General features: G+C 59.4%; 19 protein-coding genes and 1 pseudogene. 14 read left to right on the top strand and 6 right to left on the bottom strand.

Annotated features, from left to right (window positions below; genetic code table 11):
* Positions 1-68: 68 nt before the first annotated feature.
* Entirely contained in the window at positions 69-1,583 is a 1,515-nt protein-coding gene (locus tag AWM69_RS20690; protein WP_131654904.1) for a CoA-acylating methylmalonate-semialdehyde dehydrogenase, read from the top strand.
* 10 nt (positions 1,584-1,593) lie between these two features.
* Positions 1,594-2,481 (top strand): 3-hydroxyisobutyrate dehydrogenase, encoded by an 888-nt coding sequence (gene mmsB / locus AWM69_RS20685; protein WP_218728233.1) that lies wholly within the window; start codon positions 1,594-1,596, stop codon positions 2,479-2,481.
* 54 nt (positions 2,482-2,535) lie between these two features.
* On the opposite strand, the gene AWM69_RS20680 is transcribed toward mmsB, so the two are convergent.
* The 3 genes from AWM69_RS20680 to AWM69_RS20670 all read right to left on the bottom strand — a co-directional run bounded on the left by AWM69_RS20680 (position 2,536) and on the right by AWM69_RS20670 (position 5,447).
* Positions 2,536-2,880, bottom strand: a complete 345-nt coding sequence (locus tag AWM69_RS20680) for a cupin domain-containing protein (protein ID WP_048383465.1) — start codon at positions 2,878-2,880, stop codon at positions 2,536-2,538.
* A gap of 139 nt (positions 2,881-3,019) precedes the next feature.
* Entirely contained in the window at positions 3,020-4,423 is a 1,404-nt protein-coding gene (locus AWM69_RS20675) for an amino acid permease (protein WP_218728232.1), read from the bottom strand.
* A gap of 139 nt (positions 4,424-4,562) precedes the next feature.
* Positions 4,563-5,447 (bottom strand): LysR substrate-binding domain-containing protein, encoded by an 885-nt coding sequence (locus AWM69_RS20670; RefSeq protein WP_218728231.1) that lies wholly within the window; start codon positions 5,445-5,447, stop codon positions 4,563-4,565.
* 108 nt (positions 5,448-5,555) lie between these two features.
* Here AWM69_RS20670 and AWM69_RS20665 point away from each other — a divergent pair, with 108 nt between their 5' ends.
* A complete protein-coding gene (locus tag AWM69_RS20665) occupies positions 5,556-6,320 on the top strand; it encodes a sulfite exporter TauE/SafE family protein (protein WP_218728230.1) in 765 nt (254 codons plus the stop codon).
* On the opposite strand, the gene AWM69_RS20660 is transcribed toward AWM69_RS20665, so the two are convergent.
* Positions 6,310-6,624 carry a putative quinol monooxygenase gene (locus tag AWM69_RS20660; protein ID WP_218728229.1) on the bottom strand — a complete coding sequence of 105 codons (315 nt, stop codon included), beginning with the start codon at positions 6,622-6,624 and terminating at the stop codon, positions 6,310-6,312. The two genes, AWM69_RS20665 and AWM69_RS20660, sit on opposite strands and share 11 nt — an antisense overlap.
* Before the next feature lie 200 nt (positions 6,625-6,824).
* Here AWM69_RS20660 and AWM69_RS20655 point away from each other — a divergent pair, with 200 nt between their 5' ends.
* The 4 genes from AWM69_RS20655 (at position 6,825) to AWM69_RS20640 (ending at position 12,043) form a co-directional block, all read left to right on the top strand.
* Positions 6,825-7,415, top strand: a complete 591-nt coding sequence (locus AWM69_RS20655; protein ID WP_218728246.1) for an NAD(P)H-dependent oxidoreductase — start codon at positions 6,825-6,827, stop codon at positions 7,413-7,415.
* A 54-nt stretch (positions 7,416-7,469) separates the two neighbouring features.
* Entirely contained in the window at positions 7,470-8,381 is a 912-nt protein-coding gene (locus AWM69_RS20650; protein ID WP_218728227.1) for a LysR family transcriptional regulator, read from the top strand.
* Positions 8,382-8,741: 360 nt separating this feature from the next.
* The gene (gene ggt, locus AWM69_RS20645; RefSeq protein WP_131654910.1) at positions 8,742-10,409 is read left to right on the top strand and encodes a gamma-glutamyltransferase; all 1,668 of its coding nucleotides are present in this window, start codon (positions 8,742-8,744) and stop codon (positions 10,407-10,409) included.
* Between the two features lie 188 nt (positions 10,410-10,597).
* On the top strand, positions 10,598-12,043 hold the full coding sequence (locus AWM69_RS20640; RefSeq protein WP_218728226.1) for a SulP family inorganic anion transporter: 1,446 nt from the start codon (positions 10,598-10,600) through the stop codon (positions 12,041-12,043).
* 46 nt (positions 12,044-12,089) lie between these two features.
* Here AWM69_RS20640 and AWM69_RS23150 read toward each other — a convergent pair whose 3' ends face one another.
* Together AWM69_RS23150 and AWM69_RS23145 are read right to left on the bottom strand one after the other, a co-directional pair.
* Entirely contained in the window at positions 12,090-12,794 is a 705-nt protein-coding gene (locus tag AWM69_RS23150; protein ID WP_373274344.1) for a methyl-accepting chemotaxis protein, read from the bottom strand.
* A gap of 198 nt (positions 12,795-12,992) precedes the next feature.
* Positions 12,993-13,877: pseudogene (locus AWM69_RS23145) on the bottom strand (methyl-accepting chemotaxis protein); the annotation flags it as partial.
* Between the two features lie 490 nt (positions 13,878-14,367).
* On the opposite strand from AWM69_RS23145, the gene AWM69_RS20630 reads away from it, so the two are divergent.
* From AWM69_RS20630 to AWM69_RS20600, 7 genes are all read left to right on the top strand, one after another.
* The gene (locus AWM69_RS20630) at positions 14,368-15,099 is read left to right on the top strand and encodes a histidine phosphatase family protein (RefSeq protein WP_218728224.1); all 732 of its coding nucleotides are present in this window, start codon (positions 14,368-14,370) and stop codon (positions 15,097-15,099) included.
* Positions 15,100-15,234: 135 nt separating this feature from the next.
* Positions 15,235-16,251 carry an ATP-grasp domain-containing protein gene (locus AWM69_RS20625; RefSeq protein WP_218728245.1) on the top strand — a complete coding sequence of 339 codons (1,017 nt, stop codon included), beginning with the start codon at positions 15,235-15,237 and terminating at the stop codon, positions 16,249-16,251.
* 270 nt (positions 16,252-16,521) lie between these two features.
* Complete coding sequence (locus AWM69_RS20620) at positions 16,522-17,658, top strand: phosphoribosyltransferase domain-containing protein (protein ID WP_218728223.1); 1,137 nt, start codon at positions 16,522-16,524, stop codon at positions 17,656-17,658.
* Positions 17,648-18,406, top strand: a complete 759-nt coding sequence (locus AWM69_RS20615; RefSeq protein ID WP_131654916.1) for a trehalose phosphatase — start codon at positions 17,648-17,650, stop codon at positions 18,404-18,406. The genes AWM69_RS20620 and AWM69_RS20615 overlap by 11 nt, the downstream gene beginning before the upstream one ends.
* Complete coding sequence (locus AWM69_RS20610) at positions 18,399-19,493, top strand: cysteine protease StiP family protein (protein WP_131654917.1); 1,095 nt, start codon at positions 18,399-18,401, stop codon at positions 19,491-19,493. Before AWM69_RS20615 ends, AWM69_RS20610 begins: the two co-directional genes overlap by 8 nt.
* Positions 19,493-20,452 (top strand): HpcH/HpaI aldolase/citrate lyase family protein, encoded by a 960-nt coding sequence (locus AWM69_RS20605; protein ID WP_131654918.1) that lies wholly within the window; start codon positions 19,493-19,495, stop codon positions 20,450-20,452. Before AWM69_RS20610 ends, AWM69_RS20605 begins: the two co-directional genes overlap by 1 nt.
* Complete coding sequence (locus AWM69_RS20600) at positions 20,449-21,123, top strand: HAD family hydrolase (protein WP_218728222.1); 675 nt, start codon at positions 20,449-20,451, stop codon at positions 21,121-21,123. Before AWM69_RS20605 ends, AWM69_RS20600 begins: the two co-directional genes overlap by 4 nt.
* The last annotated feature ends 9 nt before the right edge of the window (positions 21,124-21,132 follow it).

Here is a 21,132-nt window from a genome sequence, read left to right as displayed (position 1 = left end):
CCTGCGACCAATCTGGACGCCCGTACACGCGCTACTGACGCAACATAAAAATAATGTCGGAGACTTCCATGAACGTTTCTACCGCCCCATACCAAAACGCCCGCTTGCTGATTGATGGTGAATGGATCGAGTCGCAGACCACTGAGTGGCACGACATCGTTAACCCGGCCACTCAACAAGTGCTGGCCAAAGTTCCGTTCGCCACCCCCGATGAAGTCAACGCGGCCATCGACGCTGCCCAGCGCGCCTTCCAGACCTGGAAGCTGACGCCAATCGGCGCCCGGATGCGCATCATGCTCAAACTTCAGGCGCTGATACGCGAGCACTCCAAGCGCATCGCCACCGTCCTCAGCGCTGAACAAGGCAAAACCATTGCCGACGCCGAGGGCGATATTTTTCGTGGCCTTGAAGTCGTCGAGCACGCGTGCTCCATCGGCACATTGCAGATGGGTGAATTCGCTGAAAACGTCGCGGGCGGTGTTGATACCTACACCTTGCGTCAACCGATCGGTGTTTGTGCGGGGATCACGCCCTTCAACTTCCCGGCGATGATTCCGTTGTGGATGTTCCCGATGGCCATTGCCTGCGGTAATACCTTTGTCCTCAAACCGTCCGAGCAAGACCCGCTGTCGACGTTGATGCTGGTCGAGCTGGCGCTGGAGGCCGGTGTACCGCCAGGCGTGCTGAACGTTGTTCACGGTGGCAAGGACGTGGTGGATGCACTCTGCACCCACGCGGATATCAAGGCGGTGTCGTTCGTCGGTTCAACCGCTGTCGGCACTCATGTCTACGACCTGGCCGGTCGGCACGGCAAACGTGTGCAATCCATGATGGGCGCCAAGAACCACGCCGTGGTGCTGGCGGACGCTAATCGCCAGCAAACCCTCAATGCGCTGGTCGGCGCGGGCTTTGGTGCCGCCGGTCAACGTTGCATGGCGACCTCGGTGGTGGTGCTGGTGGGCGCGGCCAAACAATGGCTGCCGGACCTCAAGGCACTGGCGCAGCAGCTCAAGGTTAACGCGGGCAGCGAAGCGGGCACTGACGTGGGGCCACTGATTTCCAAGCGTGCGAAAGAACGCGTGCTGGGGCTGATCGAAAGCGGGATCAAAGAGGGTGCGGTTCTCGAACTCGATGGTCGCGGCATCAAAGTGCCGGGGTTTGAACAGGGCAACTTTGTGGGGCCGACCCTGTTTTCCGGGGTGACCACCGACATGCAGATTTATACCCAGGAAATCTTTGGACCGGTCCTGGTGGTGATCGAGGTCGACACGCTGGATCAGGCCATCGCGCTGGTTAACGCCAACCCGTTTGGCAACGGTACCGGGCTGTTCACTCAAAGCGGGGCCGCGGCACGCAAGTTCCAGAGCGAAATCGATGTGGGTCAGGTCGGGATCAATATTCCGATCCCGGTGCCGGTGCCGTTCTTCAGTTTCACCGGCTCACGGGGCTCGAAACTCGGGGATCTGGGGCCGTACGGTAAGCAAGTCGTACAGTTCTATACTCAGACCAAGACCGTCACCAGTCGCTGGTTCGACGATGACAGCGTGAATGATGGCGTCAATACCACCATCCATCTTCGTTGAGGGCCGGATCATGAACATCGCATTCATTGGCTTGGGCAACATGGGCGCCCCCATGGCGCGCAACCTGCTCAAGGCAGGGCATTCGTTAAACCTGTTTGACCTGAACAAAGACATCCTGGCAGAGCTGGCGGCCTTGGGCGGCCGCATCAGTGCCTCGCCACGCGAGGCCGCCAAAGGCACGGAGCTGGTGATCACCATGCTGCCGGCGGCGGCCCATGTGCGCAGTGTGTGGCTGGGCGAGGACGGCGTGCTGGCCGGAATCGGCGACGGTGTCCCTGCAGTGGATTGCAGCACCATCGACCCGCAGACCGCGCGTGATGTTGCTGCTGCCGCGGCCAAACAGGGCGTGCCAATGGCTGACGCACCGGTGTCCGGCGGCACTGGCGGCGCACAAGCCGGCACGCTGACGTTTATGGTCGGTGCCACTCAAGCCCTGTTTGACACGCTGCACCCGGTACTCTCACTCATGGGGCGCAACATCGTCCGTTGTGGGGATGTGGGCACCGGCCAAGTGGCTAAAATCTGCAACAACCTGCTGCTGGGGATTTCCATGGTCGGTGTCAGTGAAGCCATGGCGCTGGGCGCGGCACTGGGCATCGACAGCGAAGTACTGGCCGGGGTGATCAACAGTTCAACCGGGCGTTGCTGGAGCTCGGAGGCCTACAACCCGTGGCCCGGGATCGTCGAAACGGCGCCGGCCTCGCGCGGCTATACCGGCGGCTTTGGTGCCGAGTTGATGCTCAAGGATCTGGGGTTGGCCACCGAGGCGGCACGTCAGGCGCATCAGCCGGTGGTGCTGGGCGCTGTGGCCCAGCAACTGTATCAAGCCATGAGTTTGCGCGGAGAAGGCGGTAAAGACTTTTCGGCCATCATCAACAGCTATCGCAAACCCCAATAGGGGTTTTCCGGGAATCCGCGTCGGGCGGGTTCCCGGTTTTTTGCGGGGTGACAATCAGGCGAAGACGAAATACTTGCGCACGGTTTCAACCACTTCCCATGTGCCTTTCATGCCCGGCTCAATCACAAAGATGTCCCCTGCACGCAGATGGATCGGCTCCCGGCCTTCTGGCGTGATGATGCAATAACCCTCGCGGAAATCGCAGTACTCCCACTTCACATACTCCACGTACCACTTGCCGGGCGTGCAAATCCACGTGCCCATGATTTTGCTACCGTCTTCGCTGGTGTAAGCGTTGAGGTTGACAGTGTGCGGGTCGCCTTCCAGCTTCTCCCATTTACAGGCATCGAGTACAGGTAATGGGTGGGTATCGCGAAGAACGGTAATCGGCGCAGACATAAGAACTCCGGTGATGGGTTAAGACACAACCCCCACCGTAACCGTCTCCGCTCCCTGACAGATGTCTGGGTTCGACCCCCAGCAACCCGAATGCGCCGTGTCGACAGCTTTAGTCAAAGCGCCGGGGACCGTCCCGTGATCAGTGTCTGTTCAGCAGCGCCTGGCCCTTGATCAGGCGTAAGCGGTAGAACCCGTAGATCACCAGTAGCCACACCGGGATGGCATACACCGAGGCGCGAACGTGGGGGATCATCCAGATAACCGAGACGATCACCGCCATAAAGGCCAGGCACAGGACGTTGCTGAATGGGGACCAGAACGCTTTGAACGAAGGCACAACACCTTGTGTGGCCATGGCCTTGCGGAATTTGAGATGGGTGAGGCTGATCAGTGCCCAGTTGATCATCAAGGACGCAACCACCAGCGCAAACAGCAGCTCCAGCGCCTTGTGCGGTGCCAGGTAGTTGACCACGACGCACAGCAGGGTCACCAGCGCCGACACGCCCAGTGCCCGCAACGGCACGCCATTGCGGGTCAGTTTCATCAGGGCTTTAGGGGCGTCGCCTTGTTCGGCGAGGCCGAACAGCATGCGGCTATTGCAGTACACGCCGCTGTTGTAGACCGACAGGGCGGCGGTCAGCACGACGAAATTGAGGATCTGTGCGGCGGTGTTACTGCCGATCAGGGCAAAGATCTGTACAAACGGACTGCCGCTGTACGCATCGCCGGAAGCCCCGAGGGTTACAAGCAACTGATCCCATGGGTACAGCGCCAATAGCACGGTCAGTGCGCCGACGTAGAAAATCAGTACCCGGTACACCACCTGGTTGATTGCCTTGGGAATCACTTTTTTTGGCTCGCTGGCCTCAGCGGCAGTGATGCCCACCAGCTCCAGGCCACCGAACGAAAACATGATGAAGGCCATCGCCATCAGCAGCCCGGTGCCGCCATTGGGGAAGAAACCGCCGTGACTCCAGAGGTTACTGACTGAGGCTTGAGGGCCGCCGGTGCCGCTGATCAATAGGTAGCAGCCGAGAACGATCATGCCGATAATCGCCACGACCTTGATGATCGCAAACCAGAACTCCATCTCACCGAAGACCTTCACGTTCAGTGTGTTGATCAGGTTGACCAATACAAAGAACACCACGGCACTGACCCAGGTCGGGATTTCGGGCCACCAGAACTGGATGTATTTACCGACCGCCGTGAGCTCGGCCATGCCCACCAGTACGTACAGCACCCAATAATTCCAGCCTGACAAAAAGCCCGCATAGCCGCCCCAGTACTTGTGGGCGAAGTGGCTGAAAGAACCGGCCACGGGTTCTTCAACGATCATTTCGCCCAGCTGGCGCATGATCAGAAATGCGATAAAACCGGCAATCGCATAGCCGAGAATCATCGACGGGCCTGCCGACTTGAGTACGCCTGCCGATCCGAGAAACAGTCCCGTACCGATGGCGCCGCCCAAAGCAATCAGCTGGATATGGCGATTCTTCAAACCACGCTTGAGTGTGATGGGGGGAGAAATGTCGTCAGCCATCAGGTGCCCTGTTCGTTGTTGTTTTTGATATGGATAAAGGCCCCGGCGGTCTCTCCGGGGATCAGGATGGCCCGGATATTACTCCGGGTAAAAAGTGAGGCATACAGGGCAGGGCAACTCTGCGATATTTCTTACAGATTTATCGAGTCGTCAGTGCTTCCAGCAGCGCGCGGGCATAGGCCGGCAAGTGCTCGAACGAACGGGCGCACAGCAGCAGTTTGCGGTCCGCCCAAGGCTCGCTCAAGCTCACCACATTGAAGGTGCGCGGGGCTTGCCAGCGCTCAATGGTGGCCTTGGGCACAATGCCCAACCCGGCGCCACGGGCCACCATGCGCAATACGCCGTCAAAGCCTTCGGCACGGATTCTCACCTGCATCCGCTCGCCGCTGTGCAGCGCTTGCTCCTCCAGGTACACCGCCAAGGCACTGTTTGCCCCGAGCCCGACATAGTCATGGCTCAAGGTGTCGCTGAACGAGGGAGATGGCAGATCGGCGAGCGGATGATCCCGTGGCATCACCAGTACCAGCGGATCGTCGCGAAAAGGGCGGGTCTGCAGGTCACGGGTATCCACGGCGTTGGAGATAACCCCGATATCGGCGGCGTCCTGACGCAAGGCATGGGTAATGCGCAAGCTGGTGAGTTCTTGTTGATCAATGCTGATGGAAGGGTGCTGGCGCACAAAGTCCGCCAGCAACTCTGGCAGGTATTCGGTCAGGGCGGCGGTGTTGCACAGTAGCCGGACCTGCCCCTTGAAACCTTGGGCGTACTCGGTCAGGTCGTGGTTCATCCGGGCGACCTGTTGCAGCAACAACCGCGCGTGTTGTGCCAGCGCTTGCCCCGCTGGTGTGGGGCTGACCCCGCGGCGGCTGCGTTGCAGAAACGCCACGCCCAGCGAGGCTTCCATCGCTCTGATGCGCGCACTGGCGGCGGCCAGCGACAAATGACTGAGGCCGGCCCCGGCGGTGATATTGCCCGCCTGCAGCACATTCAAATACAAGCGCAGATCAATCAGGTCGAAGTGCATGTTTTCAAGTGCGCCTCATATCAATCGGGATGTGCCTATTGTCAGACAAGAGGCTGGCTCAGCCAATGACGCATTTTCAGCCGATGCCATGGGTATCAGCATACGCCGATGAAGACATTAATCGAGTTCTACCAACATCTGGGCTGGGCCCTGTCACTGCTGGTGCTGTTCACCTTTCTGCTGGCGGGAACCGTGAAAGGCGTGATTGGTCTCGGCCTGCCGACCGTGGCGATGGGTTTGCTTGGCCTGGCTATTGCTCCGGCACAGGCTGCGGCGTTGCTGATCATTCCCTCGATGGTGACCAATGCCTGGCAATTGGTTGCGGGCGGGCAGTTGCGCGCCTTGATCCGACGCCTGTGGCCGATGCAATTGGCGATAGTGCTGGGCACCGGGCTTGGCATGCTCTGGCTGAGTGTCGATGGCGACAGCTGGGTGGTCAGGGCGCTGGGCGCGGCATTGTTGCTCTATGCCCTGAGCGGCCTGTTTCTGCCCACCCTGCGCGTAGCCCCGCATCGAGAACGGTGGTTGGGGCCAGCCAGCGGTCTGATCACCGGGGTGATTACTTCGGCCACGGGGGTCTTTGTGATTCCTGCCGTGCCGTACCTGCAAGCCTTGGGCTTGAACAGAAATCAGCTGGTTCAGGCCTTGGGATTATCTTTCAGTGTCTCCACAGTGGCCCTGGCCGCCGGGCTTTACTGGCGCGGCGATCTGGGCGGCGGAGAGCTGAATGCCTCATTGCTGGCGCTGTTGCCGGCCATGCTCGGCCTGTGGCTGGGACAATGGCTACGCCAGCGCATCAGTGCCGTGGTGTTTAAGCGGGTGTTCTTTGTGGGCATGGCGCTGCTGGGCACGCACCTGCTGGTCAGCGGGTAGCCGACGACGGGCTGAGCATGTCGATCATCCGCACTTCAAAGTCACGGGCCAGGTAGTCCATGCGCTGCTCGAAAAACTGCTTCATGTGCGGCAAGTTTTCATGCACGGCCAGGTGCTCGCGTGACTGCCAGATCTCGTAAAAGATGAACAGTGACGGGGCCAGTTGGTCGCGCAGCATGTGGTACTCAATGCAGCCATCCTCTTGACGGCTGAGGGGTACGTACGCGCGAAACAACGCTTCAAAGGCGTCGGCTTTTTCAGGCTGGGTGTAGGCGTGAAGAATAAATCCGTGCAGTGGGGTCATCGAAGCAGCTCTTTAGCGTGAGTATCTAAAAAGCTTAAGGCAACAATAGGTTGTTGATTCGTGCTTTTAGAGCAAATGTAATTTGCCCGGACGCGGGTGTTTCCTGGGTGGGGTGGTCTATATCCTGCCGTCACGTTTTAAACCTTTAACACCCAACGCCGCTCAACAGCGCCGAGGGTTAATTCCTGACGAGGCTGATGATGAAGAAAATTCTGTTGCTTAACGGTGCTAAAAAATTTGCGCATTCCGATGGTCGTTACAACCTGACCCTGCACGATACGGCCCTGGCTTTTTTTGATCGCCAAGGGTTTGAAGTCAAGGTGACCCACATCGACGAAGGCTATGACGTGGCTGAAGAGGTCGAAAAATACCTCTGGGCTGACGTGGTTATTTACCAGATGCCGGGTTGGTGGATGGGCGCGCCGTGGATCGTCAAGCAATACGTCGATGAAGTGTTCACCCAGGGCCACGGCAAGCTGTACGCCAGTGACGGCCGCACGCGTTCTGATGCTTCACAGCGCTATGGCAGCGGTGGCCTGATTCAGGGCAAGCACTACATGCTGTCGCTGACCTGGAACGCGCCGCAGCAAGCTTTCGACGATCCGGCTGACTTCTTTGAAGGAAAAGGCGTGGACGCGGTGTACTTCCCGTTTCACAAAGCCAATGAGTTCCTGGGTATGGCCGGCTTGCCGACCTTCCTGTGTGTCGACGTGATGAAACGTCCGCAACCTGAGGCTGACGCGGCCCGTTACGAACAGCACCTGGCTGAAGTGTTCGGCCTGCGGGCCTGACCCATTTGCCCCGCATGCGGCTACTATCAAGGCTGTTATCCATGAGGGGCATGTGTGAAAGCCAGATCCGATGAACTGCAAATCTTTGTCTCGGTGATTGAGTGCGGTTCGATTTCCGCTGCTGCCGAACAGGCAGGGCAAACGCCGTCAGCCGTCAGCCGCACGCTGTCACGGCTGGAGGCCAAGCTCGACACCACCCTGATCAACCGCACCACACGGCGCATGGACCTGACCGAAGAGGGCAGGTTTTTCTTCGAGCGGGCCAAGCAGATCCTGGAGCAAATGGATGAGCTCGAAGAACGTTTGGTCTCGCATCAGCGCACGCCCTCGGGTCGTCTGCGGATCAACGCCGCCGCACCTTTCATGCTGCACGCCATCGTGCCGTACATCGCCGAATTTCGCGCCTTGTACCCCGAGATCCTGCTGGAGCTCAACAGCAATGACCTGATCATCGATTTGCTGGAGCAAAGTACCGACATAGCCATTCGCATTGGTGCGCTGACCGACTCCACCCTGCACGCCCGTTCGTTGGGTTGCAGCCCGCTGAACATCCTCGCCAGCCCCGACTACATCGCTGCCCACGGGTTACCCACAAGCGTTGCAGATCTGGCCCACCACACCCTGATCGGTTTCACCCAGAACGATGGACTTAACCAGTGGCCGTTGCGTTATGCACAGGGTGATCGCTGGCCCATCCAGCCGGCCATCAGCGCCTCCAGCGGTGAAACCGTGCGCCATCTGGCGCTGCAAGGGCAGGGCATTGCCTGCCTGTCGCACTTTATGACCCACGAAGACATTCACGCGGGACGCTTGCAGGTGGTTCTGGGCGAATTCAACAGCGGCTATCGCCAACCGATTCACGCGGTGTATTACCGCAACTCGCAATTGGCGCTGCGCATTCAGTGTTTTCTGGACTTTATCCAGGCCAAGCTGACCCGTTATACGAACTGCGATTTCCAGCAGTAGCAGTAATGCGGCCGTAACCTCGCTCGACTCATCAATGGCTACGGATGTCCTGCGCCTGCGTTTTTCCATCATCCGTAGCAGCGGAGCGAGGCCGCGTCCGGCGGCGCAGCCTTCGTATGGCCTTTCGGATCAGATCAAAAGCCGACGTCGCCTCGTTGCGTTCGTTAACGGCTACGGGTTTTGGAGGGGGCTGAAATCGTAAAGGTTCTTCGGGCCTTATCGCAGCCTGCGGCAGCGGCTACAGGCGCTGTTGTTTCGAGGGATTGTGTATCACCTCGCAGTTTTGCTTTTGTTGTTTGAAAGTGATGCTGAAATCAGACATGGTTCAGCAGCGTCCTACAAAAATAAAAGGAAATCATCATGCGTGTTGTTTGGTTCAAAACCCTGGCCTTAACGGCTGCAATCGCGGCCAGCAGCTCGGCTTTTGCGGTCACGCTGGATGGCGGCGCCGTGGCGGCGCCGGATCAATACGGCGCCGAAGTGGCCGCACAAATTCTCAAAAAGGGCGGTAACGCTGTCGACGCTGCGGTCGCCACGGCCTTCACCCTGGCCGTGACCTACCCTGAGGCGGGGAACATCGGTGGCGGCGGTTTCATGACCTTGTTTGTCGATGGCAAACCCTACTTCCTCGACTATCGCGAAACCGCACCCAAGGCGGCCACCCGTGATATGTACCTCAATGACAAAGGCGAAATCATCGAGAACATGAGCCTGGTGGGCGCGCGCGCTGCTGGCGTGCCGGGCACGGTCATGGGCTTGTGGGAGGCGCACCAGCGCTTTGGCAAGTTGCCGTGGTCCGAACTGCTGACACCGGCCGTGGGCTACGCGAAAAACGGCTTTAAGGTCGCGAACAAGCAGTACCAATATCGCGAAGATGCGCTGAAGCTGTTTAACGGCTCGACCAACTTCGGCGACTATTTTGGCAGCATGAAAACCGGCGAAACCTTCAAGCAGCCCGAATTGGCTGCCACTCTGGAGCGGATTGCCGATCAAGGTGCGAAAGAGTTCTACCACGGCAAGACCGCCGACCTGCTGATTGCGCAAATGAAGCAGGACAAGGGCCTGATTACTCATGAGGACTTGAACGAGTACAAAGCCAACTGGCGTCAGCCGATGCGTGTCGACTGGCGTGGCAACACGTTGTACACGGCACCGCTGCCAAGCTCAGGCGGTATCGCCCTGGCCCAGTTGATCGGCATCAAGGAGGCCCGTGCAGCCGACTTCAAAGGTGTCGAGCTGAACTCTGCGCCGTATATCCACCTGCTGGCTGAAATCGAAAAACGTGTATTTGCCGATCGCGCCGATTACCTGGGTGACCCGGACTTCGGCAAGATGCCGGTGGCTGAATTGACCGACCCGGCCTACATCGCCAAGCGAGCGGAAGAGGTTAACCCCAAGACCATTTCTGCGACTGAAAAGGTCAAGCCGGGCCTGGAACCCCATCAGACCACGCACTTCTCCATCGTCGACAAGGACGGTAACGCCGTCAGCAATACCTACACCCTGAACTGGGATTACGGCAGCGGCGTAGTGGTTAAGGGCGCAGGCTTCTTGCTCAACGACGAAATGGATGACTTCAGCGCCAAGCCGGGCGTGGCCAACTCCTTTGGGGTTGTGGGGGGGAATGCCAACGCCATCGAACCGGGCAAGCGGATGCTGTCGTCCATGAGCCCAAGCCTGGTGACGCGCGACGGTCAGGTCACGCTGGTGCTGGGTACGCCGGGCGGGTCGCGGATTTTCACCTCGATCTTCCAGGTACTGAACAACCTCTATGACTACAACCTGCCGCTGGAAAAGGCCGTGGCCGCCCAGCGCGTGCATCACCAGTTGTTGCCTAAAGATACGATCTACTACGACGCTTACGCGCCCCTGTCGGGCAAAGTCGCCGATGAGCTCAAGGCCATGGGTTACACCCTGGAAGATCAGGGCTGGAACATGGGGGATATCCAGGCCATCCGGGTTAACGGCACCCAGCTTGAAACCGCTTCCGACCCGCGTGGTCGTGGTGTCGGCATGGTCGTGAAGTAAGCAAACCACCCCCTGTAGGAGCGAGCTTGCTCGCGAGAGTCGCTGACGATTACGCGTGTACTTGCTGGATACACACTGCGTTTTAGACGCCATCGCGAACTAGCTCGCGCCTACAGGTTTTGCAGATGCAGGATTCAGCTTTACAGTTTGTTACCATATGTGACCCGTTTCTCCCCTTCAGGTAACCCATGAAACCTATCCGTCTGCGTGCCGATGTTCTGGCCGGACTCACGACGTCGTTCGCCCTGTTGCCTGAGTGCATTGCGTTTGCGCTGGTCGCTCACCTCAACCCGTTGATGGGGTTATATGGCGCTTTTATTATTTGCACCCTGACCGCGCTTTTCGGCGGACGCCCGGGCATGGTGTCAGGTGCCGCCGGGTCAATGGCGGTGGTCATTGTCGCGCTGGTGGTGCAACACGGGGTGCAGTATCTGCTGGCCACGGTGCTGCTGGGCGGGTTGATCATGCTGGCGTTCGGGGTGCTCAGGCTGGGCAAACTGGTGCGCATGGTGCCGCACCCGGTGATGCTCGGTTTTGTTAATGGCCTGGCCATCATCATTGCCATGGCTCAGCTCGATCACTTCAAGGATGGAGACGCCTGGCTCACCGGAACACCGCTGTACATGATGATCGGGCTGGTGGCGCTGACCATGGCCATTGTCTACGGCCTGCCGCGGCTGAGCCGTGCCGTGCCGCCGGCGCTGGTGGCGATTCTGGGGGTGGGGCTGGCGGTGTACCTGCTGGGCTTGCCGACCCGTACCTTGGGCGATATGGCGCACATTGCCGGTGGCTTGCCGACGTTCAGCCTTCCGGATATTCCGTGGGCGCTGGAGACCCTGGGCATCATCGCGCCCTACGCGATATTGATGGCGCTGGTGGGGCTGCTGGAAACGTTGCTGACCCTCAACCTGACCGACGAAATCACCGAAACCCGCGGCTACCCGGATCGCGAGTGCGTAGCACTGGGGGCTGCGAATATGGTCTCGGGCGTGTTTGGCGGCATGGGCGGTTGCGCCATGATCGGGCAAACCGTGGTCAACCTCAGCTCAGGCGGGCGGGGCCGACTGTCAGGCGTGACCGCTGGCATCATGATCCTGCTGTTCATATTGTTTCTCGCCCCGTTCATCGAGCGCATCCCGCTGGCAGCACTGGTGGGGGTGATGTTCGTGGTGTCACAGCAAACGTTCGCCTGGGCGTCGTTGCGGGTGCTGAACAAGGTGCCGCTGAACGATGTCCTGGTGATCATTGCGGTCACCGTGATCACGGTGTTTACCGACCTGGCCACCGCGGTGCTGTGCGGGATCATCATCGCGGCGCTCAATTTCGCCTGGCAACAGGCCCGCGAGCTGTATGCCGACGCGAACCTTGAGAGTGACGGCAGCAAGCTTTACCGGGTGCATGGCACGCTGTTTTTTGCCTCGACTACTGCATTTCTGAAGCAGTTCGACCCGGCCAGTGATCCGGCCCAGGTGACACTGGATTGCCGTCACTTGAGCTTCGTCGACTACTCAGCCATTGCGGCCTTGAACACGTTGCGTGAGCGCTACAGCAAAGCGGGCAAGCACCTGCGGGTTTTGCACCTGTCCGAGCGCTGTAAAAAACTGCTCAAGCGCGCCCGCGTACAGCACGTTTAGAGTCCTTGCTGCGGGCCCGTGCGCGGGGGCCCGCAGCATTCAGGGGCTAGACCTTGAAGTGGCTCACCATCATTTGCAGTTGATTGCCCAGTCGCGCCAGCTCGACGCTGGACTTGGCGGTTTCGTCGCTCGCGCAAGCGGTCTGCTCCGACACATCGCGCACATTGATAATGCTGCGGCTGATTTCTTCGGCCACAGCACTTTGCTGTTCGGCCGCTGCGGCGATTTGCTGATTCATTGACTGAATATTCGACACGGTACGGGTAATGCCCTGCAGTGATGTACCGGCCTGGCGAGTCAGGGCCACGCTGTTGTCGGTCAGGGTACGGCTGTTGTGCATGACACTGGCCACCTGCTGAGTCCCGCTTTGCAGTGCGGCGACTAGGGTATGGATCTCTTCCGTGGATTTCTGGGTGCGTTGGGCCAGGCCACGCACTTCATCGGCGACCACGGCAAAACCACGGCCCGCTTCACCGGCTCGAGCGGCTTCGATAGCGGCGTTGAGCGCCAGCAGATTGGTCTGTTCGGCCACGGCCCTGATCACGTCCATGACGCTGCCGATCTTGTCGCTTTCCTGTTGCAACACGGCCATGGCCTCGGTCGAACGGCCGACTTCCACTGCCAGGCGCTCGATCTGGTCAATCGCCTGATTCACCACGTTGTCACCTTCGCGGGCTTCGCCGTCAGCCGCAGCGGCAGCTTGCGAAGCCTGCTCGGCGTTACGCGCGACTTCCTGCACGGTGGCGGTCATCTCGTGCATGGCGGTTGCCACTTGATCGGTCTCGATCTTTTGGCTGTTAACACCGGCGCTGGTCTGTTCCGTAACGGCAGACAGTTCTTCGGCGGCGCTGGCGATCTGTGTCACGCCATCGCGGATACCGCCAATCAATTCGCGCAGGGTACTGCCCATGCGTGCAATGCCTTGTTGCAGTACACCCAGCTCATCGCGGCGGGTCACGCGCAGATCCTGACTTAGGTCGCCGCTGGCAATACGTTCTACAACTTCCAGGGTTTCGCGCAGCGGGCGGGTGATCTGGCGCGTAATGATCACGGCGGCACTGATTCCGAACAGCAACACCAACAACGTACTGATCATTTGCAGGCTGTTGGCTTCGGCGCTTTCGATGTCGCGGCGTTCGAGCTGAATTTTATACAGTTCGTTGCTGCGGCTAACGATGCCATTTCCGTACTCGGTCATTTCCTTGCGCATTTCTACGATGGTGTTGTCCGTGTCGGCGTATTGCTGCAGCGCCGTTTTGTACTGGGCGATAGCCTCGCGCAGGGAGCGCAAGGTGTCGGCTGACGTGTTGGCAAAGTGGGCATTCAGCCCTTCGATACTGGCCGAGGCCAGGTTGAGTCGGGTGCGTGCGGCCTGTTCGGTGGTGGCGGTGGGTGAGCCGATGTAGGCCCGTACCTGATCACGGGCCATCAGGAACTGCTCGCGTACCCGGGTCACTTCCTGGAACTGTTCGAAACGTCCGTCTTCGCCGGCAGCGCGTTGCAATACGCGGTCATTCAGTGTGTCGATGGCGGCGAGTGCCGCGTTGGCCTGGCGATCCATAGTGTCTCGGGACACGGCGGATTCAACGTACGCCTTGCGCATGATCACCAGCGCGCTCTGATAGCGATTGATCATGTCGAGTTGCTCATTGAGCAGCTTGAGGTTTTCCGGGCTCTTGAAGCTGGCGATCAGCTGTTTTTCCTGATCTGCAAACGCTTCCAGGCTGTTTTGCACCACTTGGGCAGCCGTTTCGTCGCCGTTGGTGAGCATGTACTGCAGGCGCGTGACCCGCAGGTTGGTCAGCGCGCTGTTGAGCCGCGTGATGTCACTCATCCAGTTGCTGCGATCAATCAAGGTGTCCAGGCTGAACCAGCTACCGATTGCCATCAGGCACGTCAGGGCCAGTACCAGGCCGAAGCCAAGAGCCAGTTTCAAATTAACGCTGATGTTGCTCAACCAGCTATTCATTTTGTTCTCCAGGAACAGTGCACGTCTGGGGGAAGTTCGCTGGAGGGTTTTATTGTTCTGGCCCAGCAGAAGGTGTGTGGGGCTGTATCGGCGGGATTGCCCAGAGCTGAAACGTTTTTTTCGGTGCATCGCTCCCGGGATGAACACCCCTTTTATTCGTGTGGACAAGTCCGGCGTTCACGTTTTTTTTCACATTCGTTTCACCTGGCTCCGACGTGGGCTTTTTTAGACTGCGCTCATTTAGCGAGATCGGTTGCATTCAGGATCGTCTCTTTCCTCCAGGTCGCCCCTTGCTCCCTTGTCATATTCGTCCGATAGGGTGGCGGCCTGTGTTACTCACCGACGGCCTAAAGGCATGCTTACTGTGATATCGAGTCTTCGTCTGACCGGCGTTAAGCCAGCGCAATTACTCAGCGGGCTGGCACGTTACAAAAATGTGCTGGTGGTGACCGCAGCGACGCTGCTCACGGTGGCGCTCACCCTTAAATTGCTGGCGCCTGCATCGGCGCCGGATTTGGCGCAACCCGGTAACGCCAGCCGGGTGCTCGCATTGACCGAAAGCTGGGAAAGCGGCGATGTGATTGCCCTGGTGCGTCATGCCGAACGCTGTGACCGCTCGACAGCCCCTTGTTTGGGGCCCGCAGACGGTGTGACCGTGCGCGGCGAAGCGGCCGTCCGAAAGCTGGGCATGGACTTTCAACAGTTAGGGCTTAATACCGTCGATATTTACAGCAGCTTGCTGACCCGGGCCCGCCAAACAGCCGATGCCATGTTTATTCGTCCCGTTGAGGCGCAGGACTGGTTGTTCAGCTGCCGGGGAACGATGTTGCGTGATGCGCTCCGGCACAAGGTGCCGGGCCGCAATCTGGTACTGGTGACTCACAGCGAGTGCATGGAGCAGATGGAAATGGACCTGCAGGTGCCAACCGACAAGGCCTTGAGCTACGGTTCTGCATTGTTCATCAAGGTCGATGGCAGCAGCGCCCAGCCGAAAATGCTGGGCTATATTGCCCCCGAAGACTGGGGGCATCTGGTGCCCGGCATGACGGGGGCCGTTACGTCCGGCCTGGAGACATCGCATTTGTGACCTGTCGCCGGTCATGCGGCGGGCCGTCCTTCAACAACCTTTCGCGCAGTCGCAATGACTGCGGCATCAGCAGACCTCATCCGCTAGAATCCCGCGCTTAACGAGTTTCTCCTCTATCTGAAGCAAGGGATGTCCATGATCTGGTTTCTTGAAGGGCAATCCAGCCAACGCGACGTAATTGCAGGTGCCCGCCTGGCACTGCCCGAAGCCGTTCGAATCTTTGCCTCACACCGACAAAGTCGTCCTGAAATCACTGGCCTGGCCGATGTCGCCTGGCGTGAACCGCTGGACAACGAAGAGCGCATCGCCTGGGTTATCGAGCAGGCCCGTGCCAACCAGATCAAGGTGCTGCTGGCCGGACGAGTGGGCCACGTCTATGAAACCCATCGTGCTGATTTTGAAGCCGCCGGGTTGCAGCTGGTGACGGGTGCTCTGGATGGGGACACCTTTGAGCGGGTTGACGACAAGTCGGTGTTTACCCGTGAAGCGCTGGCAGCGGGACTGGCCTGTATTCCGGCCATTACTGTCCACACTCAGGACGAGCTGCAAGACGCTTACGCCCGGCTGTCCCGTGACGGCCAGGTGTGCGTCAAGCCGACCCGTGGCATTTATGGCCAGGGCTTTTGGCGCCTGGCTGATGACGTCGATCCCTTCCGCAGTTTTGCCAACGCGGATGCCCATGAAGTGAATGCTGCGGTATTCGCCCGGGCCTACGGTCAATCGGTTGATCCCAAGCCATTGCTGGTGATGCCCTACATGCCTGGCAGTGAGTGCTCGGTGGACATGGTGTGCGAAGCGGGCAAGGCGGTGGCTTACGTCGGGCGCCGCAAGCAAGGCTTGATGCAGTCGTTCGAGCGTGACAGTGCGGCTGTGGAACTGGCGATCAAGGCGGCGCGGCATTTCAAGTGTGACGGCATCGTCAACGTGCAGACCCGCGATGACGCCGCGGGCCAGCCGCATTTGCTTGAGATCAATCTGCGTTATTCCGGCGGCATTGGTTATACCCGTGAAGCGGGGGTTAATTTGCCGGGTATTTTCGCCGCGCGTCGTCTCGGTCTGCCCGAGCCTGTGAGTGCATGGCGTGAGGACCTGCAGGTCAAAGCGATTACGGTCGTCGTTTCGGTTCGCGCAGATGAGCTGTTAAGGTGCTAGAAAGCCCGAGCAACTGCCGGTCATCGGGTTTGACGGTGGCTGCCGGATCAAGACCGTAGTGGCGTCCGACGCCCATCCATGAACCTCGCGTGCCGGCTTAACCGGGGGGCCGCGAGCGTCTCTCCAGGCATGCCGATCCGGCCCGGCTACACAGGCCGGGTGAGGGTGAATGGATCTTAGCCATCTCCAGTAACCATTTTGCGCTTGTCTTAAATCCTCAACTCGCGAATTGTCCCCCACTTTTTAAGTATTTCCAGGTAATAAACTTTGATGAACAGCGGTAACTCAATGACCGAAACCAAGGCTTTGCACGCAAACCTTAAGCGCGGTCGTCTGGAAGTCGAAGTCAATTCATCGACCTTCGACCCTCAGGCTCTTTTCAGTTTTGCTGAGCGTCGTAACCCCAAGCGCGCCTTTTTGTTTGTGTCCCGCGTGCTGGGGCGACATATTCCGGCCCGACCATCGCTGATGGCCGACAGCTTCAATGCCCTGGCGGCCAAAATCCCTGCAGACCTGCCCGGCCCGGTGCTGGTCATCGGCATGGCTGAAACCGCCGTGGGCCTCGGTGCGGGCGTGCACCGGGCGCTGAGCCAGACCCGCGACGACAGCGTGTATCTGGTGAGCAGTCGACACCCTACTGGCAGTGAGCTGTTTGCCCGTTTTGAAGAAGAACATAGCCACGCCAGCTCGCATTTGTTGCATCTGCCGCAGGACCCTGAGACCCGCGAGTTGATGCTGAACGCTCGGTCGCTGGTGCTGGTGGACGATGAAGCCTCGACCGGCAACACCTTTATCAACCTCTCCCGAGCCCTGGCTGAAGCCGGGCTGCATTCGATTGAGCGGGTTGTCACTGCCACCCTGACCGATTGGTCGCAGGATGCCGTGCGCAAGGCAATGGGGGATCACGTCAGCAGCGTGTCACTGCTCGATGGTCGCTACACGTTCGCCGAAGATGTCACCGCCGAACTGCCAGACATGCCCGAAGTGGGCAGTGTTGCCCAAGGTGACTGGCCGCTCGATCCGAGCCGTGACTGGGGCCGCATGGGCGTGCGCGAGCACCTCGACACTCTGGCGCCGGGGTTGCAGGTCAAGCCCGGAGAGCGTGTGCTGGTGATCGGTACCAGCGAATTCGTGTGGCGTCCGTTTCTGCTGGCAGAGCGCCTGGAACGTGCGGGTGCCGATGTGCACTTCAGCTCCACCAGCCGTTCGCCGATTGCCCTTGGGCATGCGATTGATCATGCGCTGTCGTTCTCGGACAACTATGGCCTGGGCATTCCCAACTTTTTGTACAACGTTGCCCCCGGCCAGTTTGACCGCGTGCTGATTTGCAGCGAAACCCCGGCGGCAGCCGTCGACCCGGCGCTGGTCAGCGCGTTGAGCGCGCAGGTGATCGTTGATGACAAGTAATCGTCCACTGGTGTTCGTTGATCTTGACGACACGCTGTTCCAGACCGCCCGCAAGATGGGTGATGAGCCGCGCTTCCCGGCCACGCTGGATGTGGACGGACAGCCCAACGGCTTTATGAGCGCCACTCAGAAGAGCTTCGTTGAATGGCTGCTGGCCACCAGCGATGTGGTGCCCGTGACCGCTCGCAGTATCGAGGCCTACCAGCGCGTGCAATTACCGTTCGTCCACGGCGCGGTGTGTGCTCACGGGGGCGTGATTCTGGGCGCCGACGGCACTCTGGACGCGCAGTGGCACGCCCGCATGTGCGATGAGCTGGCATTCGAGCAAACCCGTTTGCATGAATTGAGCGAGCAAACGCTGCTCATTGGCGCCGAACTGGGCTTCTCGTTGCGTGGCTGGGTCGTTGAAGAGCAAGGGCTGGCCAATTATGTGGTGACCAAACACAACAACGAAACCGACGAAGCGCTGCGCATTGTCCTCGCAGAGGTCAAGGCGCGAGGCTTGCTGGACGGTTTATATGTCCACGGCAATGGCAACAACCTGGCGTTTTTGCCACTGACGCTGCAAAAGCGTGAGGCAGTGCGTGAGTGGATCCGCCGCGATCAGGCGATCAACGGCAAACGTCCACTGCTCGGTTTTGGCGACAGCGTGTCAGACCTCGGCTTTATGGCGGAATGCGACTGGTGGGGCACGCCAAAGCGCGGTCAACTGGCCAGTCATGTGCTGGCGAGTGTGGATCATGAATAACGCGTTTGAAGGGCTGAGCACCGTTGGCAGCGGCAGCTACGACGCGGATGACGTGCACTTTTTACTGCAGGCGATGGAAATTGAAGTCACCGACGTGCAGGAAAAGGAACGCCTGATTCAGACCCGGCAGCGCCATTACTCCGAGATGATCAGTCAGGAGCATCCGCCGTCCGATACGCATAAAAGCTTGTATCAAAAGGCCCTGGCACAAAATGGCGCCCGCATGGCTGCCGATGTGCAGGCCCTGGCTCTGGCCCTGAACGAGCGTTACAACGGCGCGTCGATTGCGCTGGTGTCATTTGTCCGGGCGGGCTTGCCTCTTGGCGTGCTGCTGCGTCGGGCTCTGGTTGAAATGGGCCGCGATGCCCGGCATTACGGGATCAGCATTATTCGTGATCGCGGCATCGACAACGTGGCACTCGAAGCTATCATCAAGACCCACGGCGCCGAGAACATCGTGTTTGTCGACGGCTGGACCGGTAAAGGGGCGATCAGCGGCCAGATCCGTGACAGCCTGGCGGGAGACTCGCGGTTTCCGGCGGATCCACGCCTGGTGGTATTGGCCGACCCGTGCGGCCGTGCCTGGCTGGCGGCTTCCGCGCAAGACTGGTTGATCCCGTCAGGCATTCTCGGGGCGACGGTTTCCGGCCTTGTTTCACGTTCCATCTGGCCTCAAGCGCCCGGGCTGCATGGCTGCGTGGTGTACGAACACCTGGCCGGACATGACGTGACCATGAGTTTTATCCACAGCATCGAAGCCGAACGTGCACAGCTGGCGCCGGTGGCCGCGGCCCAGCCCTGGACGCCGGAAGAAGCGTTGTTGTTGCAACGGTCGGCGGTGGCTGCTGTCGAACGTATCTCGACACGTTTTGCGGTGAGCAACCCCAACCGCGTCAAGCCCGGCATTGCCGAAGCGACTCGCGCTGTCATGCGTCGCGTGCCTGACCACGTGCTGGTTCGCAGCCGAGATGATCAGGATGTGCAGCTATTGATGCACCTGACTCGCCAGGCCAGCATCGAGGTCGAAGAAGTCGGTGATGAGTTGGGTCCGTATCGCGCAGTGACCGTAATCAGGAGTGTTAGCTGATGAGCCAGTATTCAGCCTATGCCTTGGGGGCCACGCTTTATATGCCAGCCACCCGTCCTGACATCCTGGACGTGGTCATGGGTGAGAAAATTCATGGGTTGCGTTCGCTGGTCGTGTGTCTGGAAGACGCAGTGGCCGAAACCGACGTGCAGCAGGCACTGAACAACCTGAAAAACCTGTTACTTGGGATCGAGGCACGTGGCTGCCGCCCGGTTGGCGGCCCTCTGCTGTTCGTCCGGCCTCGGGATGCGGAAATGGCGGCGGTGCTGAACGAGTGGTCCTTGATGCGTCACGTCGATGGCTTCGTGGTGCCCAAGCTGCGCCTGAGCAATATCCGCGAATGGGAGCTGGCCGTTACGCGCAGTGACTTGATCCTGATGCCGACACTTGAAACGCCGGAAGTCTTTGATCCCGGTGCCATGGTCGAGCTGCGCAGCGCCATGCTTGAGCAACTGCCCGGGCGTATTATCGCCTTGCGCATCGGTGGCAATGACCTGATGGGATGCCTGGGATTGCGTCGCAACCCTGCGATGACCCTGTACAGCACGCCCATGAGCTATGTGATCCCGATGTTGTGCGGAATCATGGGCGCAGCGGGCTTTGCCCTGACGGCCCCGGTGTTTGAACAGCTCAATACACCGCACCTGCTGGAACAAGAGCTGGGGCTGGATCTCGCTCACGGGCTGGTGGGTAAAACCGCAATCCACCCGTCGCAAATAGGCGTGATTCACAAAGCGCTGCAAGTCAGCCTTGAAGATCTCAACAGTGCACGCCACATAGTCAATGAGGCGGCGCCTGCTGTGTTCAGGTTCAACGACGCCATGTGCGAGCCGGCGACCCACTACAAATGGGCGCAAACGATAATTGAACGAGCGCACTGGCAAGGGGTTCGCCCTGAAACCGCCAGCTCGACGGACACTTTTGGAGGCAGCCTGCGATTGGCTGAATGGGTAGGTTGAACAAAGTTTTAAATTCCCCGGCTACATCAAAACAGGTGTTGGCGGCTTTCGATTTCGATGGAACGCTGACCTATCACGACAGTTTTGTGCCGTTTTTACGCTTTGCCTTTGGCAACCGATTGTTCGCCATGCGCTTGCTGCGAATGATTCCGTCTACCCTTTGCTATTTAGTGGGGCGGATATCGCGTAACGACCTGAAGGAAAAGCTGATCACGGTGTACCTGACCGGTGCCAAAGAGGCGTGGGTCAAGGAACGCGCCGAAGCATTTTGTGACGTTTCGTGGCAGCGTCTAATGCGACCTTTGGGCTTAACATCTGTCGCCAGCCAGCTTGAGCAGGGCGCTCGCGTAACGATTTGCTCTGCATCACCCGAACTGGTGCTGGCACCTTTTGCGAGAAAACTGGGCATTGGCCTGATCGGCACTCAACTGGCGTCCGTCGATGGCGTGCTCACCGGTGAGATCGACGGTACCAACTGTCGCTGTGAACAAAAAGTCATCCGGCTGGAGGCGCACTATGGGCCTTTATCCCAATACACACTGCGCGCCTGGGGTGACACCCGGGGCGATGAACAAATGCTCGGGGCTGCTCATGAGCCACATTGGCGCGAGTTTCACGCGCTGTGGCGCCGCAAGCGGCCACTTGATGTGTGCTTGCGTGAAGAACTGTAAGCAAGGCGT

This window comes from Pseudomonas sp. D1HM (assembly GCF_019266105.1).
Lineage (GTDB): Bacteria > Pseudomonadota > Gammaproteobacteria > Pseudomonadales > Pseudomonadaceae > Aquipseudomonas > Aquipseudomonas taetrolens.
Note: the sequence above shows the minus strand (reverse complement) of the source record. Positions and strands in the feature narration are given on the sequence as shown.

Excerpts from the sequence above, each read along its gene's own strand:
- AWM69_RS20690 (WP_131654904.1), top strand. The coding sequence starts at position 69 with ATGAACGTTTCTACCGCCCCATACCAAAACGCCCGCTTGCTGATTGAT.
- mmsB (WP_218728233.1), top strand. The coding sequence starts at position 1,594 with ATGAACATCGCATTCATTGGCTTGGGCAACATGGGCGCCCCCATGGCG.
- AWM69_RS20680 (WP_048383465.1), bottom strand. The coding sequence starts at position 2,880 with ATGTCTGCGCCGATTACCGTTCTTCGCGATACCCACCCATTACCTGTA.
- AWM69_RS20675 (WP_218728232.1), bottom strand. The coding sequence starts at position 4,423 with ATGGCTGACGACATTTCTCCCCCCATCACACTCAAGCGTGGTTTGAAG.
- AWM69_RS20670 (WP_218728231.1), bottom strand. The coding sequence starts at position 5,447 with ATGCACTTCGACCTGATTGATCTGCGCTTGTATTTGAATGTGCTGCAG.
- AWM69_RS20665 (WP_218728230.1), top strand. The coding sequence starts at position 5,556 with ATGAAGACATTAATCGAGTTCTACCAACATCTGGGCTGGGCCCTGTCA.
- AWM69_RS20660 (WP_218728229.1), bottom strand. The coding sequence starts at position 6,624 with ATGACCCCACTGCACGGATTTATTCTTCACGCCTACACCCAGCCTGAA.
- AWM69_RS20655 (WP_218728246.1), top strand. The coding sequence starts at position 6,825 with ATGAAGAAAATTCTGTTGCTTAACGGTGCTAAAAAATTTGCGCATTCC.
- ggt (WP_131654910.1), top strand. The coding sequence starts at position 8,742 with ATGCGTGTTGTTTGGTTCAAAACCCTGGCCTTAACGGCTGCAATCGCG.
- AWM69_RS20640 (WP_218728226.1), top strand. The coding sequence starts at position 10,598 with ATGAAACCTATCCGTCTGCGTGCCGATGTTCTGGCCGGACTCACGACG.
- AWM69_RS23150 (WP_373274344.1), bottom strand. The coding sequence starts at position 12,794 with ATGACCGCCACCGTGCAGGAAGTCGCGCGTAACGCCGAGCAGGCTTCG.
- AWM69_RS20630 (WP_218728224.1), top strand. The coding sequence starts at position 14,368 with ATGCTTACTGTGATATCGAGTCTTCGTCTGACCGGCGTTAAGCCAGCG.
- AWM69_RS20625 (WP_218728245.1), top strand. The coding sequence starts at position 15,235 with ATGATCTGGTTTCTTGAAGGGCAATCCAGCCAACGCGACGTAATTGCA.
- AWM69_RS20620 (WP_218728223.1), top strand. The coding sequence starts at position 16,522 with ATGAACAGCGGTAACTCAATGACCGAAACCAAGGCTTTGCACGCAAAC.
- AWM69_RS20615 (WP_131654916.1), top strand. The coding sequence starts at position 17,648 with ATGACAAGTAATCGTCCACTGGTGTTCGTTGATCTTGACGACACGCTG.
- AWM69_RS20610 (WP_131654917.1), top strand. The coding sequence starts at position 18,399 with ATGAATAACGCGTTTGAAGGGCTGAGCACCGTTGGCAGCGGCAGCTAC.
- AWM69_RS20605 (WP_131654918.1), top strand. The coding sequence starts at position 19,493 with ATGAGCCAGTATTCAGCCTATGCCTTGGGGGCCACGCTTTATATGCCA.